This is a genomic window from Metallibacterium scheffleri (assembly GCF_002077135.1).
Taxonomy (GTDB): Bacteria; Pseudomonadota; Gammaproteobacteria; order Xanthomonadales; family Rhodanobacteraceae; genus Metallibacterium; species Metallibacterium scheffleri.
In genome coordinates this window covers 2,060,156-2,073,190 of sequence record NZ_LDOS01000002.1, presented here as the reverse complement: position 1 = coordinate 2,073,190, position 13,035 = coordinate 2,060,156, and the positions used below count along the sequence as shown (strand labels likewise).

General features: G+C 69.5%; 14 protein-coding genes. 6 read left to right on the top strand and 8 right to left on the bottom strand.

Annotated features, from left to right (window positions below; translation table 11 throughout):
* Positions 1-3: 3 nt before the first annotated feature.
* From Mschef_RS14800 to Mschef_RS14785, 4 genes are all read right to left on the bottom strand, one after another.
* Positions 4-936, bottom strand: a complete 933-nt coding sequence (locus tag Mschef_RS14800; protein WP_081129805.1) for a histone deacetylase family protein — start codon at positions 934-936, stop codon at positions 4-6.
* Between the two features lie 6 nt (positions 937-942).
* Positions 943-1,497 (bottom strand): cob(I)yrinic acid a,c-diamide adenosyltransferase, encoded by a 555-nt coding sequence (locus Mschef_RS14795; RefSeq protein WP_081129804.1) that lies wholly within the window; start codon positions 1,495-1,497, stop codon positions 943-945.
* A gap of 64 nt (positions 1,498-1,561) precedes the next feature.
* Entirely contained in the window at positions 1,562-2,125 is a 564-nt protein-coding gene (locus Mschef_RS14790) for a DUF6580 family putative transport protein (protein WP_136256519.1), read from the bottom strand.
* 22 nt (positions 2,126-2,147) lie between these two features.
* Entirely contained in the window at positions 2,148-2,753 is a 606-nt protein-coding gene (locus tag Mschef_RS14785; protein ID WP_081129802.1) for a histidine phosphatase family protein, read from the bottom strand.
* Positions 2,754-2,812: 59 nt separating this feature from the next.
* Here Mschef_RS14785 and Mschef_RS14780 point away from each other — a divergent pair, with 59 nt between their 5' ends.
* Together Mschef_RS14780 and Mschef_RS14775 are read left to right on the top strand one after the other, a co-directional pair.
* On the top strand, positions 2,813-4,030 hold the full coding sequence (locus Mschef_RS14780; RefSeq protein WP_081129801.1) for an FAD-dependent monooxygenase: 1,218 nt from the start codon (positions 2,813-2,815) through the stop codon (positions 4,028-4,030).
* Positions 4,027-5,211, top strand: coding sequence for an FAD-dependent oxidoreductase (locus Mschef_RS14775; protein WP_081129800.1), 1,185 nt, complete (start codon positions 4,027-4,029; stop codon positions 5,209-5,211). Before Mschef_RS14780 ends, Mschef_RS14775 begins: the two co-directional genes overlap by 4 nt.
* Before the next feature lie 21 nt (positions 5,212-5,232).
* On the opposite strand, the gene Mschef_RS14770 is transcribed toward Mschef_RS14775, so the two are convergent.
* Together Mschef_RS14770 and Mschef_RS14765 are read right to left on the bottom strand one after the other, a co-directional pair.
* Positions 5,233-5,685: a c-type cytochrome gene (locus Mschef_RS14770; RefSeq protein ID WP_081129799.1), complete on the bottom strand. Its 453-nt coding sequence runs from the start codon at positions 5,683-5,685 to the stop codon at positions 5,233-5,235.
* Positions 5,686-5,781: 96 nt separating this feature from the next.
* A complete protein-coding gene (locus tag Mschef_RS14765; RefSeq protein WP_242426535.1) occupies positions 5,782-6,774 on the bottom strand; it encodes a polyprenyl synthetase family protein in 993 nt (330 codons plus the stop codon).
* 134 nt (positions 6,775-6,908) lie between these two features.
* Here Mschef_RS14765 and Mschef_RS14760 point away from each other — a divergent pair, with 134 nt between their 5' ends.
* Both Mschef_RS14760 and ssb read left to right on the top strand, forming a co-directional pair.
* Positions 6,909-8,108, top strand: a complete 1,200-nt coding sequence (locus Mschef_RS14760) for an MFS transporter (protein ID WP_081129798.1) — start codon at positions 6,909-6,911, stop codon at positions 8,106-8,108.
* A gap of 83 nt (positions 8,109-8,191) precedes the next feature.
* Positions 8,192-8,686 carry a single-stranded DNA-binding protein gene (ssb, locus tag Mschef_RS14755; RefSeq protein ID WP_081129797.1) on the top strand — a complete coding sequence of 165 codons (495 nt, stop codon included), beginning with the start codon at positions 8,192-8,194 and terminating at the stop codon, positions 8,684-8,686.
* A 12-nt stretch (positions 8,687-8,698) separates the two neighbouring features.
* Here ssb and Mschef_RS14750 read toward each other — a convergent pair whose 3' ends face one another.
* The gene (locus tag Mschef_RS14750) at positions 8,699-9,619 is read right to left on the bottom strand and encodes an acyltransferase (RefSeq protein WP_081129796.1); all 921 of its coding nucleotides are present in this window, start codon (positions 9,617-9,619) and stop codon (positions 8,699-8,701) included.
* Positions 9,620-9,893: 274 nt separating this feature from the next.
* On the opposite strand from Mschef_RS14750, the gene Mschef_RS14745 reads away from it, so the two are divergent.
* Together Mschef_RS14745 and Mschef_RS14740 are read left to right on the top strand one after the other, a co-directional pair.
* Positions 9,894-10,811, top strand: a complete 918-nt coding sequence (locus Mschef_RS14745) for an oxygenase MpaB family protein (protein WP_081129795.1) — start codon at positions 9,894-9,896, stop codon at positions 10,809-10,811.
* Positions 10,812-10,895: 84 nt separating this feature from the next.
* A complete protein-coding gene (locus Mschef_RS14740; RefSeq protein WP_168708947.1) occupies positions 10,896-11,321 on the top strand; it encodes a universal stress protein in 426 nt (141 codons plus the stop codon).
* A gap of 264 nt (positions 11,322-11,585) precedes the next feature.
* Here Mschef_RS14740 and metK read toward each other — a convergent pair whose 3' ends face one another.
* Positions 11,586-12,854, bottom strand: coding sequence for a methionine adenosyltransferase (gene metK / locus Mschef_RS14735; RefSeq protein ID WP_081129793.1), 1,269 nt, complete (start codon positions 12,852-12,854; stop codon positions 11,586-11,588).
* Positions 12,855-13,035 lie beyond the last annotated feature (181 nt).

The following is a 13,035-nucleotide window of genomic DNA, read 5'->3' as shown; positions in this document are numbered from 1 at the left end:
TTTTCAGCCAAGCTGCGCGGCGAGGTAAGCCGGCACCGCTGCAGCCAGCGCGCTGAGGCTGTAGCCACCCTCCAGTGCCGAAACCAGTCGGCCTGACGCATGCGCATCGGCCAGGGTCGTCAGCTCGGCACCCAGCCAGGCGAAATCCTCGCTGCCCAGATTCATGTCGGCCAGCGGGTCCAGGCGGTGCGCGTCGAAGCCGGCCGAAACCAGCAGCAACTGCGGCCGGAACGCGGCCAGACGCGGCAGCAGCAGTTCGTGCCAGGTGGCGCGGAACTCTTCGCCGCCGGTGCCGGGCGGCAAGGGCGCATTGAAAACGTTGCCGCGGCCATGCTCGCTGGCCGCGCCGGTGCCCGGGTAAAGCGGGCTCTGGTGGGTGGACAGGTACAACAGACGCGGTTCGCGCGCGGCGATGTCTTGCGTGCCATTGCCGTGGTGTACGTCGAAATCGATGATCGCCACGCGCTTGAGGCCATGCGCCGCGAGCGCGTGCGCGGCGCCGACGGCAATACTGTTGAAGATGCAAAAGCCCATCGCTTGCGTGGCCGTGGCGTGGTGGCCGGGCGGACGCACCGCGCAAAACGCGCGTCGGCAGGCACCATCGAGCACCGCATCGACCGCCGCGACCACGGCGCCGGCGGCGCGCAGGGCAGCCTCCAGCGTAGCGGGCGCGAGCACCGTGTCGGCGTCCACGTGCAGGCTCGCGCCGCTGCGCGCGCATTCCTCGGCGAGGGCCAAGATGCGCGCAACGTAGTCCGCATCGTGCGCGCGTTCGAGCATGGCGCGGGTTGCGCGCGGCGCCTCGCAGCGATCCAGCGCGGCAAAGTGATCGTGATCCAGCGCGCGCAGCACGGTGGCCAGACGTGCCGGCGACTCGGGGTGACCAGCGCCGGGCTGGTGCGCGAGACAGGCGTCGTGCGTGTACAGGCGCAGCATGCCGGCTCAGCCGCGGCGGTGCTGGCGCTGCCACAGCACCTCGCCGGCACCGTCGGCGCGGGCCAGCACGCGGGCCAGCACGAACAACAGGTCTGACAGCCGATTGAGATAGCCCAGCACCTCGGCGCGCACCGGCTCGGCATGCGCCAGCGTCACGGTCTCGCGCTCGGCGCGGCGGCACACGGTGCGCGCCAGATGGCAGGTCGCCGCGGCCATGCCGCCGCCGGGCAGGATGAAATCCTTGAGCGGCGGCAGATCGGCGTTGTAGCGATCCAGCGTGTGCTCCAGCCATTCGATATCGACGGGTTCGATCAGTGCCGTGCCCGGGATGCACAGTTCGCCGCCCAGATCGAACAGCGTGTGCTGGATGCGCGTCAGTTCGGCCGCCATCGACGCGGGCGGATGGGCCGCCAGCAGCATGCCCAGCACGCTGTTGAGTTCATCCACGCTGCCATACGCGCCGACGCGTGCGGCGTCCTTTTGCACGCGCGAGCCATCGCCCAGGCCGGTGCTGCCGTCATCACCGGTGCGCGTGTAGATTTTCGATAACCGGTTGCCCATGTGCCTTCCGCAGATCTGCCGCCGAGGTCAATGGCGCCGCGCGGCGACGCGCAAGCGGCCCGGCTCAGCGGGTGAGTGTTGCTGCAGCCAGTGTCGGCCAGCGCCGCGCCAGCAGCGCATAACCGCCGAACAGAATCGCGCTCCACAGCAGCGTGCCGGCTAGCGTGGCGGGGTAAAACGGCAGCCCGGCGACATAGCAGGCGAGCAGCCCGGCGAGGCTGTGCGGGTACATGTGGGTGCTGGCCCACACGCCGAAATTGGTGATCAGGTAGAAGCCGGTGCTGCTGACTACGGCAGCCACGGCGATGCTGGATGCGCTGCGCTTGCCGCGCAGGCCGAAGCCGAGCAGCACGCTGCCGGCAATGCAGGCATACACCAGCGGCAGCAGCGGGTACAGGCCGATGATCAGGTCGGACGCCGCCATCGCCGCCAACGGCACGATGAACGCACTGCGCTTGTCGGCGAACCAGGCGCCGCCGAACAGACCGAGTGCCTCGACCGGAGTGAAGTTGTACGGGATCACGCCGGGAAAAAAGAAAATCACCAGGCGCGTCGCCACCGCCAGCGCGATCAGGGCGCTGAGGGTAAGGGCGCGTGGCGAGATGAGGCGGGCAACCGCTGCGGGCATGGCGCGTTCCATTGAAGTCGGATCAGAGCAGCAGAAACTGCGGCGAATTCAAATAGGATACTTCAAAGGTGCCGCCGGCGAGGCGCAGCGCGCTGGCGTGCGCCGGCTCGATGCGCAGCCGGCACGTGGCCGCGGGCGGCAGTTCCAGTACTTCGGCCAGCAGCGCACGCAGCGGATTCTCGTGGCTGAGCACCAGCACGCGGCGCTCATCGCCGCCGCCCGCGGCCAGGCCCTGCAGCCAACTGCGCACGCGCCGCGCCAAGTCGAGCCAGCATTCGCCGCCTGGCGGCGCGCTGCCGATCCAGTCGGCATTCCACTGCCGCCACGCCGCTGGATGGCGCAGGCTGGCGCTGGCGAAATCGACGCCGTTCCATTGCCCCAGATCCAGCTCGCGCAGACGTGCGTCGGGCAGCGGTTCCAGCGCGAAGCGCGCGGCGAAAATCTGCGCGCCCTGCAGCGCCCGGCGTAAATCCGAGCAATACAGCAAGTGCGGCGGCGGGCCGATCCAGCTCGCGGCGAGGCGCTCCAGCGCGGCGAAGCCGGTGCTGCCCAGACGCAGCGGCGCTTGCCCGCGCAGTGTTCCGGGCGCCGCTTCGGCGGCGGCGCAGCGCACCAGGATCAGTTCCATCGGCTGGCCTGCATCACGCGCGTACCTCGGAGCGGGGGTGGCCCGCGTATCATGCGCGCATGAGCGAGAACGATGGCGCGCACACGCGCATTCTGATCGTCGGCGGCGGTCTGGTGGGCAGCAGTCTTGCCCTTGCGCTGGATCACGCGGGCATCGACTGCACGCTGGCCGAGGCGGTGCCGCCACGCAATGACGCGCCGCGCAGTGAGGAGCGCAACCTGGCCCTGGCGCGCGCCACGGTCAACGGACTTGCCGCGATCGGCGTGTGGCCGTACGTGCAGCCCGAAGCGCAGGCTTTGCGCCGCATCGTGGTCTCGCGCGCGGGTGATTTCGGCAGTTTGCGGCTGGATGCGGGCGCGGCGGGTGTGGATGCGCTCGGGCACATCGTCCCGGCGCGCGTGCTGGGGGCGGCGCTCGAGCGCGCGCTGGATGCGACACGGCATGTGCAGCGCCTGCGCCCGGCCCGGCTGCGAACGTTGCGTGCCGGCTGCGAATCGGCCGAGGTGGAGATCGAATCCGCGCACGCGGTGTCGGCGCGCCGGTACGACCTCGTGGTCGGCGCCGACGGCAGCGAATCGACGGTGCGCGCGGCGCTGGGTATCGGCGTGCAGCACCATGATTATGCGCAGACGCTGATCGTCGGCCAGGTGCGCTGCGCGCGCGCATTGGATGGAGTCGCCTACGAGCGCCTCGGCGATGCGGGGCCGGTGGCGTTGCTGCCGCTGGCCGGCGACCGCGCCGGGCTGGTGCTCAGCGTCGCCAGCGCTGACGCCGAGGCCGTCATGGCATTGGACGATGCCGCGTATGTTGCCTATGCGCAGCAGCGTCTGGGCTGGCGCGCAGGGCGCCTGCTTGACGCGGCGCGGCGCCAGGCGTGGCCGATCCGCCGCGGCGTCGCCGCGGCGCTGGTTGCCACGCGCGCGGTGCTGGTCGGCAACGCCGCGCAAACCGTGCATCCGATCGGCGCGCAGGGTTTCAATCTGGGTTTGCGTGATGCACTGACGCTGGCCGAGATGCTGGCCACGGGTGGCGATCCCGGCGACGCCGCACGTCTGGCCGCTTATGCCGCGCGCCGTGCCGCGGATCGCGACGGCGTGCTGCGCTTCACGCACGCGCTGGCCACGCTGGCCTGCATGCCGCAACCGGCACTGGCGCCGTTGCGCACGCTGGGCTTGCTGGCGGCACAGCTCGTGCCGCCGCTGCAGCAGCGCCTGCTGCGCCACGGCATGGGGTGGCGCGGACAGCCGCCGCGCGCGGTGCTGGAATCCTTGCCATGAGCCGGCGCCTGGACGCGGACGTCATTGTCATCGGCGCCGGCATGGTTGGCGCCAGCGCGGCACTGGCGCTGGCGCGGTACGGCTACGCCGTGCAACTGCTCGACGCCGCCGCGGAGCCCAGCGCGCCAGGCGCGGAACTGGATCTGCGCGTGGTCGCGCTGGCGCCATCCAGCGCGCGTCTCTTGTCCGAATTGGATGTGTGGTCGCAGTTGCCGCGCGAGCGTGTCGCGGCCTATCGCGCCATGCATGTGTGGGACGCGGCCAGCGGCGCCGCGTTCGACTTCGATGCCGGATTGCTGGATGCGCAGTGCCTCGGCTGGATCGTCGAGAACCGTTTGCTGCAATGGACGCTGTGGCAGGCGCTGGGTCGCGCGGGCGTGCTGCTGCGCAGTGCCACGCAGGCTGTGGGCCATGTTGCCGAAGCGGACAGCGCGCGCCTGGATCTTGCCGATGGCACGCAGTTGCGCGCGCGCCTGCTGCTGGCCGTCGACGGGCGCGAGTCACCCTTGCGCCAGGCTGCCGGCATCGGCGTGCGCGGGCACGACTATGGCCAGCGCGCCGTGGTGGCGCATTTGCGCAGCGCGCGGCCGCATGCGGATACGGCGTGGCAACGCTTCCTGCCCGACGGCCCGCTGGCCTTGCTGCCGCTGGCGGATGGACGCGTGTCGCTGGTGTGGTCGCTGCCCGAGGCCGAAGCCGCGCGCGTGCTGGCGCTGGATGCAGGCGAGTTCGCCCATGCCGTCGGCGTGGCCAGCGATTTTCGTCTGGGGCCGCTGCAGCTGGATTCGGCGCGCGCCGCGTTCGCGCTGCGTCTGGCGCTGGCCGAGCGCTTCGCTGCGCCGCGTCTGGCGCTGCTGGGTGATGCCGCGCACGCCGTGCATCCGCTGGCCGGACAGGGCGTGAATCTGGGCCTGCGCGACGTGCAGGAATTGTGCGACCTGCTGGCCAGCACGCGCCGTGCGGGCCGCGATCCGGGTGCCGCGACGCTGCTGGCGCGCTACGCGCGGCGCCGGCGCAGCGCCGACTGGCTGGATGCCCATGCGTTCGATGCGCTGGCGCGCGTATTCGCGTTGCGCGCGACACCGGCGGTGGCCGCGCGTGGCCTGGGCATGCATGCGCTGCAGGCGCTGCCCGCGCTCAAGCGCACATTGGCGCAGCACGCCGCCGGCTGGCCGCCGTAAGCGGACGCCGCCGGCGCGGATTCATTCCTTGCGGAACGCGTCGTGGCAGGACTTGCAGGTTTGCGCCGTTTTGCCGAACGCGACCTTGCTGGCGGCCTCGTCGCCGCTCTTGGCGACCATGGCCAGCGTGGCGGAGGCATTCTCGAAATTGCGCATCTTCGTGCTGAACTCGGTCCAGTGCTGCCAGATCGCGGGCTTGGCTTCGCTCCTGGCGGTCAGCGAACCGGGCGGGAACCCTTCCAGCAATTGCTGGCTGTAGAACGCGATGCGCGCAGCGCCCTGCGCGAATGTGGCCTGATTCCAGGGTTGCCTGCCCTGCACCATCTGCGCCATGGGCGCGAAGTTCCACAGGATGGCGTGGTAGATGCCCTGGCGATAATTGACCGCCGTTTCCGGTTTGACGGCGACGGCGCTGGCCGTGCTGCCCAGGCTGGCGCCGAGCACGGTGATGACAAGCAGGACGAACGTGCGCATGGGATCCCATTTGATGGCGGACGGATCGATGCTTATACCCGATGGCCGTGGACGGCACGAGTGTGCGCAGACGCAGACGCTCGCGTCGTCACGCGGTCAGTGATCGCGATCGACGGCGTAACGCGCCAGCGTGACGAGTGCTTCGCGTTGTGCGCTGGGCGCGATTTGCTCCAGTGCGGCCAGGGCTGCCTCGGCGTGCGCTTCGGCGCGTGCGCGTACCCGCGGCAATGCGCCGCAGCCGCGGATGATCGCCAGGACTTCGTGCAGTGGCCCGCCGCCCGCGCGGATGGCCTGGCGCAGCACTTCGGCCTGCGCCGGCGCGGCCGCGCGCAGCGTGTAAATCAGCGGCAGGGTGACCTTGCCCTCGGCCAGATCGTCGCCGATGTTCTTGCCCAGCGTGTCGGCATCGGAGGTGTAATCCAGCAGGTCATCGGCGATCTGGAAGGCGAAGCCCAGCTCCAGCCCGTAGCGCGACAGCGCCGCACACAGCGGCGCGGGGGCATTGGCCAGCACGCCGCCGAGACGGCACGCGGCGGCGAACAGTACCGCGGTCTTGCGTTCGATCACGCGGTCGTAGGCGGCTTCGTCGGTATCCGGATTGCCCACGCTGAGCAACTGCAGCACCTCGCCCTCGGCGATGGCGTTGGTGGTATCGGCGAGGATGCGCATCACGCGCATGTCGTCCAGTTCGACCATCAGCTGGAACGAGCGCGAATAGAGAAAATCGCCGACCAGCACGCTGGCCGCGTTGCCCCACAGCGCGTTGGCGGTCTGGCGCCCGCGGCGCAGGCCGGACTCATCGACCACGTCATCGTGCAGCAGGGTCGAGGTGTGGATGAACTCGATGATCGCGGCCAGCTTGTGGTGCTGATCGCCGGCATAGCCGGCCGCTAGCGCGGCCAGCACGTGCAGCAGCGGGCGCAGGCGCTTGCCGCCGCCGCCGATGATGTGTTCGGCGATCTGGTTGACCAGGGCCACCTCGGAGCCCAGGCGCGCGCGGATGACGCGATCGACGCCGGCCATGTCGCCGGCGGCCAGCTCGCGCACGGCGTCAAAGCGGGAAGCGGAGATGGGGACGGCAACGCTCATGTATTTGGTTCACGAATCGTTCAATCGCAATTATAGGCATGGCGTGACCGGTTTCAGTGCCGACCCGGGCGTGGGCATGCGGTGAATCGACACGCGCCGCGGAACCGCGCCGCGCCAGCGCGGTCGTACACCAGATGACAGGAACGGAAATACGCAGCGCGCTGGCGCTGGCGCTGGTGGTGGGGCTGCGCATGTTCGGCCTGTTTCTGGTGCTGCCGGTGCTGGCGCTGGACTTGCAGCGCATGCCCGGGGTGACGCCATGGCTGATCGGCGTGGCACTGGGCATCTATGGCGTCGGGCATTTGCTGCTGCAGATTCCGCTGGGCTTGTTGTCCGACCGCATCGGACGCAAGCCGGTGATCACCTTCGGTTTGCTGCTGTTCGCGGTGGGCAGCCTGGTCGCGGCGCTGGCGCACGGGGTCGACGGCATCATTCTGGGTCGCGCGCTGCAGGGCACCGGCGCGGTCACGGGCGCCAGCCAGGCACTGGCGGCGGATTTGTCCAGCGAGCACAGCCGCAACGCGGTCATGGGCATCCTCGGCAGCATGATCGGGCTGGCCTTCCTGCTGGCGATGCTGCTGGGCTCGACGCTGGCCGCGCATCTGGGTGGCCTGCAAGGCCTGTTCGGGCTGACCTTCGTGCTGGTGCTGGTGGCGATCGTGGCGCTGTGGCTGCTGGTGCCGCTCGCGCCGCCGCCGCGCGCGCATGGCAGCGAGGGGCCGGCCGCGATCATGCGCACGCTGCGCGATGCGCGCCTGCTCACGCTGGATGTGTCCGCCTTCGTGCTGCACGGCCTGCTGACGCTGTTCTTCGTGGTCATGCCGCTGCAACTGGCGCATGGCCTGCATTTGGCGGTGGGCGAGCAATGGCGCATCTACGTGCCGGCGCTGCTGGCCGCCGGGCTGGTGATGGGCGGCGCGCTGCCGCGCCTGCGCGGCCTCGACGCCAGCGTGCGCGTGACCCAGGCCAGCGCGTTGCTGCTCGGTCTGGGGCTGCTGGCGCTGGCGTTCGCGCGCGGTTCGCTGGCGCTGGGGCTGCTGGGGGCGATCCTGTTCTTCGTCGCCTTCAGCCTGCTTGAAGCCAGCATGCCGGGGCTGGTATCCCGCATGGCGCAGCCGGCGCGGCGCGGCGCGGCCCTGGGCGCGTATTCTGCCGCGCAGTTTTTCGGCGTGATCATCGGCGGCGCGGTCGGTGGCGTGCTGCTGGGCGCCATCGGCGTGCGCGGCGTGTTCATCGTCGGCGCCGTGGTGGCGCTGTCGTGGCTGCTGCTGTTGCTGGCCAGCGGCGCACGCTTGCGCCAGTCCGCGCCTGCAGCCGAGAGCGGCATGGGCTGACAGGCTCGCGGCCCGGGTTTGCGCACGCCGCATGCTAAAGTTCCACTCCGATCCCGGTTCCGAGACACAGGCGGAGAACGCGCATGGCACGTGGCGTCAACAAGGTGATTCTGGTGGGCAATCTGGGCGCCGATCCCGAGCGCCGTGCGACCGCGGGTGGTACCTCGGTGACCAGCCTGCGCATCGCCACCAGCGAAAGCTGGAAGGACAAGCAGACCGGCGAGCAGCAGGAACGCACCGAGTGGCACCGCGTCAAGCTGTTCGGGCGTCTCGGCGACATCGCCGCCGAGTACCTGCGCAAGGGTCGGCAGGTCTATATCGAAGGCTCGCTGCGCACCGACAAGTACACCGACAAGGAGGGCGTCGAGCGCTACAGCACCGACATCATCGCCAACGAGATGCAGATGCTCGGCGGGCAGGGTGGCGCAGAGGGCGGCACGCGTTTCGCCGGTGCCGAAGCGGGCGCCGAAGGCGGCCAGCGGCGCGGCAGCGCGCCCGCCAGCCGCGGCGCAGCGGCTGCACCCAGCGCGCCGCCAGCCGGTGATGCGGGTCTCGATGACGACGATATTCCGTTTTAAGAGATACCGCCGTCAGGGCAGAACGCCGCGTGAGCCCGCCGCGTCGGCCAGCATGCGCACGATCAGGGCGTCCTTCTCCAGCCACAGCAGGTTGATCCACTGCTGGAAGCGCGCGCGGAACGCGGCGTCGTTTTCGTAGTCGCCGTGGCGCAGTTCGGGCGGGATCGCGCGTTCGCGCACCTGCACGCGGACCTCGCGGATGCGACCGGCCAGCAAGTCCAGCAGCGTCGGACAGCCGTCTGGATAGACCACGGTGACATCGAGGATCACGCGCAACGCATCGCCCATCGCGTCCAGCACGAACGCCACGCCGCCGGCCTTGGGCCGCAGCAGGTGCGCGAAGGGTGACGCGCGTGCCGCGTGCTTTGCGGGTGTGTGGCGCGTGCCTTCGACGAAGTTCATCACGGTCACCGGCATGCCGCGGTACCTGGCGCAGGCGCGCCGCGTCGCCGCGACGTCGCTGCCGCGCAGCTCGGGGTGTTTCTTCAGCGTGGCGCGATCGAGACGCTGCATGAACGGGAAATCCAGCGCCCACCAGGCCAGCCCCAGCACCGGCACCCAGATCAGTTGCCGTTTCAGAAAGAAGCGCATGAACGGGATGCGCCGGTTGAAGACCTTTTGCAGCACCGGGATATCGACCCAGCTCTGATGATTGCTCAGCATCAGATAGCTGCCCGCGTGGCTCAGCCCGTCCATGCCGTCGACATGCAGGCGCATGGGCGTCATCAGTCCGATCAGCGCGCTGTTGACGCCGATCCAGCTTTCAACGATACGCGCCAGCAGCGCGGAGCAGGTGCGGCGCCAGGCCGGCAGCGGCAGCAGCGCCTTGAGCAGTGCCACTGGCAGCAGCAGCGCGGTGTGCAGCAGCGTATTGCTGGTGATCAGCAGCAGTGCCAGCGGCACCTGCAGCCAGAGTCGAAGGCGTGCATGCATCGCGAGATCGATTCCCGTACCGGACCCTGTGAAGTATGCCGGCTCTGCTGGCTGCGTACAGTTTCGCGAGCGTGCACGGTGTCTGCTGCAGGCCGTGGTGCGAGCAGCCTGTCGGGCTTGGCTGGTCGAGACGAGCATTCGGCTGTGCGCGAGGACGGATTTTCGACGCTGCGCAGGTCCGTGGTTCTACGGGCCAGGCCGCGGCGGAGCGGGACCGCACAGACGGATTCGTAGCCCGGCTGGGCAAAGTCCGACAGACTGCTAGCATGCGGCGATGATCGGTGCGCTTGCCGAGCCGTTGCGCAGGGCCTTGCAGGGTCAGGTCCGGCGCCTGACCGCCGCGGATGGGCGGCGCGTGGATTTCACCCGCCCGCCCGGTGCAGCGGGGTGGTTCGATGCCGATGCGGTGTGCTGGCGCGTGCACGCCGACTTCGTGCCGATGCTGGTCGGCGGCATCCGCGCGCTGCTGCTGCAGGCGCTGCATCCGCTGGCGCTGGCGGCGGTGTGGGATCACTCCAACCTGCGCGGTGATCTGCGCGGGCGACTCGGGCGCACCGCGCTGTTCATCGCAGCCACGACGTATGGCGATGCCGCCATGGCCGCGCAGGCAGTGGCCCGGGTGCGCGCCATCCACGCGCCGCTGCACGGCACCGCGCCAGATGGACGCGCCTACGCGGCCGCTGATCCCGCCCTGCTGACCTGGGTGCACGTCGCCGAGGTGAGCAGTTTTCTCGATGCCTGGCTGCTGCTTGGCGGCGACGCACTCAGTCCGCAGGATCAGGATCGCTACTACGCCGAGACCGCGCGCGTGGCGCAGGCTTTGGGCGCCACCCAGGTGCCGGCAACGCGCGCCGCGGCGCAGGATTACCTGCAGGCCATGCGCACGCAACTGGCCGGTGGCGAACGCGCGCAGGCCATCCTGGCGCTGCTGCGCGGCCTCGGTCGTGGCGGCCCGCGGCAGTGGCTCAACCAGCCTTATATCGACGCGGGCTGCGCGTTGTTGCCGCCATGGGCGCGGGGCATGTACGGCCTGCCCGAAGTGGATCGGCGCCGCGATGCCGTGCTGCTGGCGGCGCTGCGCCCCAACGTGGCACTGCTGCGCTGGGCACTGCGCGATGGCGTGGCGGCGCAGGCGCGGCAGCGGCTATCCGCTGTGCCGGCGCTGACGACTATCGCCAGGCCCGGCACTTGATCCCGGTCAAGGCGGCAGCCTGGATATCGCGGCAGCATGGGCTCGTGCCCGCTCGCTGCGGGTTGGCTTGGCTGGAGAAGGGTTATGGCTGCGAACACGGCGCCACTGCTGGTGGCTTGGGATGGGTCCGGCCCCGCGCAGCGCGCTTTCGACTACGCGCTGGATCTGGCGCGGCTGCGCGCGCAACCGCTGCGCGTGATCAGCGTGATCGAACTGCCCGAGGTGTACGGCGGCGTTGGCATGGGTGAGGTCGATCCGCAACGCATCGCGGACATGCGTCAGACGCTGATGAAGCTCAGCGCTACCGCCAAGGCCGCAGGCGTCGAGTGCAGCGGCGAAGTATTGCTGGGCGCGCCGGCCGAGCTGCTGATCGATGCGCTGCGCAGCAGCAACGCCGCCGCGCTGGTCATGGGCCACACCGAAAAGAACCTGCTCATGCGCTGGCTGCTGGGCTCGGTGTCGCGCACCGTGCTCGACGAGGCCAAGGTGCCGGTGACGCTGGTGCCCTGAGGACAAGCACGCACGGCAAGACGGGATTCCTCAGCGCAGCAGCCAGTTCGTTGGGCCCGTCATCCCCGCGCAGAGCCTGCCCCCGCGAAGGCGGGGGCGGGGATCCCGTGGGTTCGCGTGGCGCTGGATGACCAGCTTCGCTGCTGTGAATCGCTTCCCGTCCCCGACACAAGCACTCGGGGATGACGTTCCTGTGCGGGAATGACGATCGGATGATTCCTGGTCCTCCGACGCGATTGATTCGAGATGAGTCGCAGCAGCGTTTCAGCGCTTGTTGCGCGCGGCCTTGGCAGCCAGCTTGCGGCCGAGGCCGGCGGCCTCGCGCAACGCCTCGGCGCGGTCGGTTTTCTCCCACGAGAACGCGGTGAACTGCGTGGACTTTTTCACGTCCTTGCCGTTTTCGCGCTGGCTCCAGTGGTAGGTGTGCTGCTGCGGCGCGCGGCCGAAGTGGCCGTAGCTGGCGGTGGCCTGGTACATCGGGTGCAGCAGGTCGAGCATGGTGACCAGTCCGTACGGGCGCAGGTCGAAGTGCGCGCGGATGAGTTTCTCGATGGCGCTGTCCTCGATCACGCCGGTGCCGAACGTGGTCACCGACACGGACGTGGGATGCGCCACGCCGATGGCGTAGGAGATCTGGATCTCGCAGCGCTCGGCCAGACCCGCGGCGACGATGTTCTTGGCCACGTAGCGCGCGGCGTAGGCCGCCGAGCGGTCGACCTTGGACGGGTCCTTGCCGGAGAACGCGCCGCCGCCGTGGCGCGCCCAGCCGCCGTAGCTGTCGACGATGATTTTGCGCCCGGTCAGCCCGCAGTCGCCCACCGGTCCGCCGATGACGAATTTGCCGGTCGGGTTGATGTGCACCTTGTTGGCCGGCAGCTTGTCCAGCCAGGCCTTGGGCAGCACCGGCTTGAGCACGTGCTCGCGCACCGCCTCGACCAGATCCTTGTGCTTGATGTCGGGGTCGTGCTGGGTGGACAGCACCACGGCGTCGAGGCCGACGATTTTCTGGTCGTCGTAGCGCAGCGTCACCTGGCTTTTCGCATCCGGACGCAGCCACTTCAGCTTGCCGGCCTTGCGCACCTTGGCCTGCTGCTCGACCAGACGGTGCGCGTAGTGGATCGGCGCCGGCATCAGCGTGGCGGTCTCGCGGCAGGCGAAGCCGAACATCAGGCCCTGGTCGCCGGCACCCTGTTCCTCGGGCTTCTTGCGGTCCACGCCCTGGGCGATGTCCGGCGATTGCTTGCCGATCAGATTGAGCACGCCGCAGGTGTGGCCGTCGAAGCCGATGTTGGAGGTGGTGTAGCCGATGTCGTTGATCACCTTGCGCGCCAGCGCCTCGATGTCCACCCAGGCGTTGGTGGTGATCTCGCCGCCGACGATGGCGACGCCGGTCTTGACCATGGTTTCGCAGGCCACGCGCGCGCGCGCATCCTGCGCCAGGATGGCGTCGAGCACGGCGTCGGAGATCTGGTCGGCGACCTTGTCCGGGTGACCTTCGGAGACCGACTCGGAGGTGAAGAGGTAGCTGCTCATCAAAATATCCCTTGATCAGGATGGAGAGATAAAACTGGCGCGCATTGTAGCCACATCCGCCGGCGCGTGGATGAATAGGCTGCTGGCGCGCGACTTCGTGGAATCGACGTCCAGACGTCCAAATGCATTCGACCTGGATTGCGCGATCGGACACGGGAGGATGGCGCGGTGGTTTGGGTAT

Bases quoted from the DNA above. Each gene is read 5' to 3' on its own strand.
- Mschef_RS14800 (WP_081129805.1), bottom strand. From the start codon at position 936: ATGCTGCGCCTGTACACGCACGACGCCTGTCTCGCGCACCAGCCCGGC.
- Mschef_RS14795 (WP_081129804.1), bottom strand. From the start codon at position 1,497: ATGGGCAACCGGTTATCGAAAATCTACACGCGCACCGGTGATGACGGC.
- Mschef_RS14790 (WP_136256519.1), bottom strand. From the start codon at position 2,125: ATGCCCGCAGCGGTTGCCCGCCTCATCTCGCCACGCGCCCTTACCCTC.
- Mschef_RS14785 (WP_081129802.1), bottom strand. From the start codon at position 2,753: ATGGAACTGATCCTGGTGCGCTGCGCCGCCGCCGAAGCGGCGCCCGGA.
- Mschef_RS14780 (WP_081129801.1), top strand. From the start codon at position 2,813: ATGAGCGAGAACGATGGCGCGCACACGCGCATTCTGATCGTCGGCGGC.
- Mschef_RS14775 (WP_081129800.1), top strand. From the start codon at position 4,027: ATGAGCCGGCGCCTGGACGCGGACGTCATTGTCATCGGCGCCGGCATG.
- Mschef_RS14770 (WP_081129799.1), bottom strand. From the start codon at position 5,685: ATGCGCACGTTCGTCCTGCTTGTCATCACCGTGCTCGGCGCCAGCCTG.
- Mschef_RS14765 (WP_242426535.1), bottom strand. From the start codon at position 6,774: ATGAGCGTTGCCGTCCCCATCTCCGCTTCCCGCTTTGACGCCGTGCGC.
- Mschef_RS14760 (WP_081129798.1), top strand. From the start codon at position 6,909: ATGACAGGAACGGAAATACGCAGCGCGCTGGCGCTGGCGCTGGTGGTG.
- ssb (WP_081129797.1), top strand. From the start codon at position 8,192: ATGGCACGTGGCGTCAACAAGGTGATTCTGGTGGGCAATCTGGGCGCC.
- Mschef_RS14750 (WP_081129796.1), bottom strand. From the start codon at position 9,619: ATGCATGCACGCCTTCGACTCTGGCTGCAGGTGCCGCTGGCACTGCTG.
- Mschef_RS14745 (WP_081129795.1), top strand. From the start codon at position 9,894: ATGATCGGTGCGCTTGCCGAGCCGTTGCGCAGGGCCTTGCAGGGTCAG.
- Mschef_RS14740 (WP_168708947.1), top strand. From the start codon at position 10,896: ATGGCTGCGAACACGGCGCCACTGCTGGTGGCTTGGGATGGGTCCGGC.
- metK (WP_081129793.1), bottom strand. From the start codon at position 12,854: ATGAGCAGCTACCTCTTCACCTCCGAGTCGGTCTCCGAAGGTCACCCG.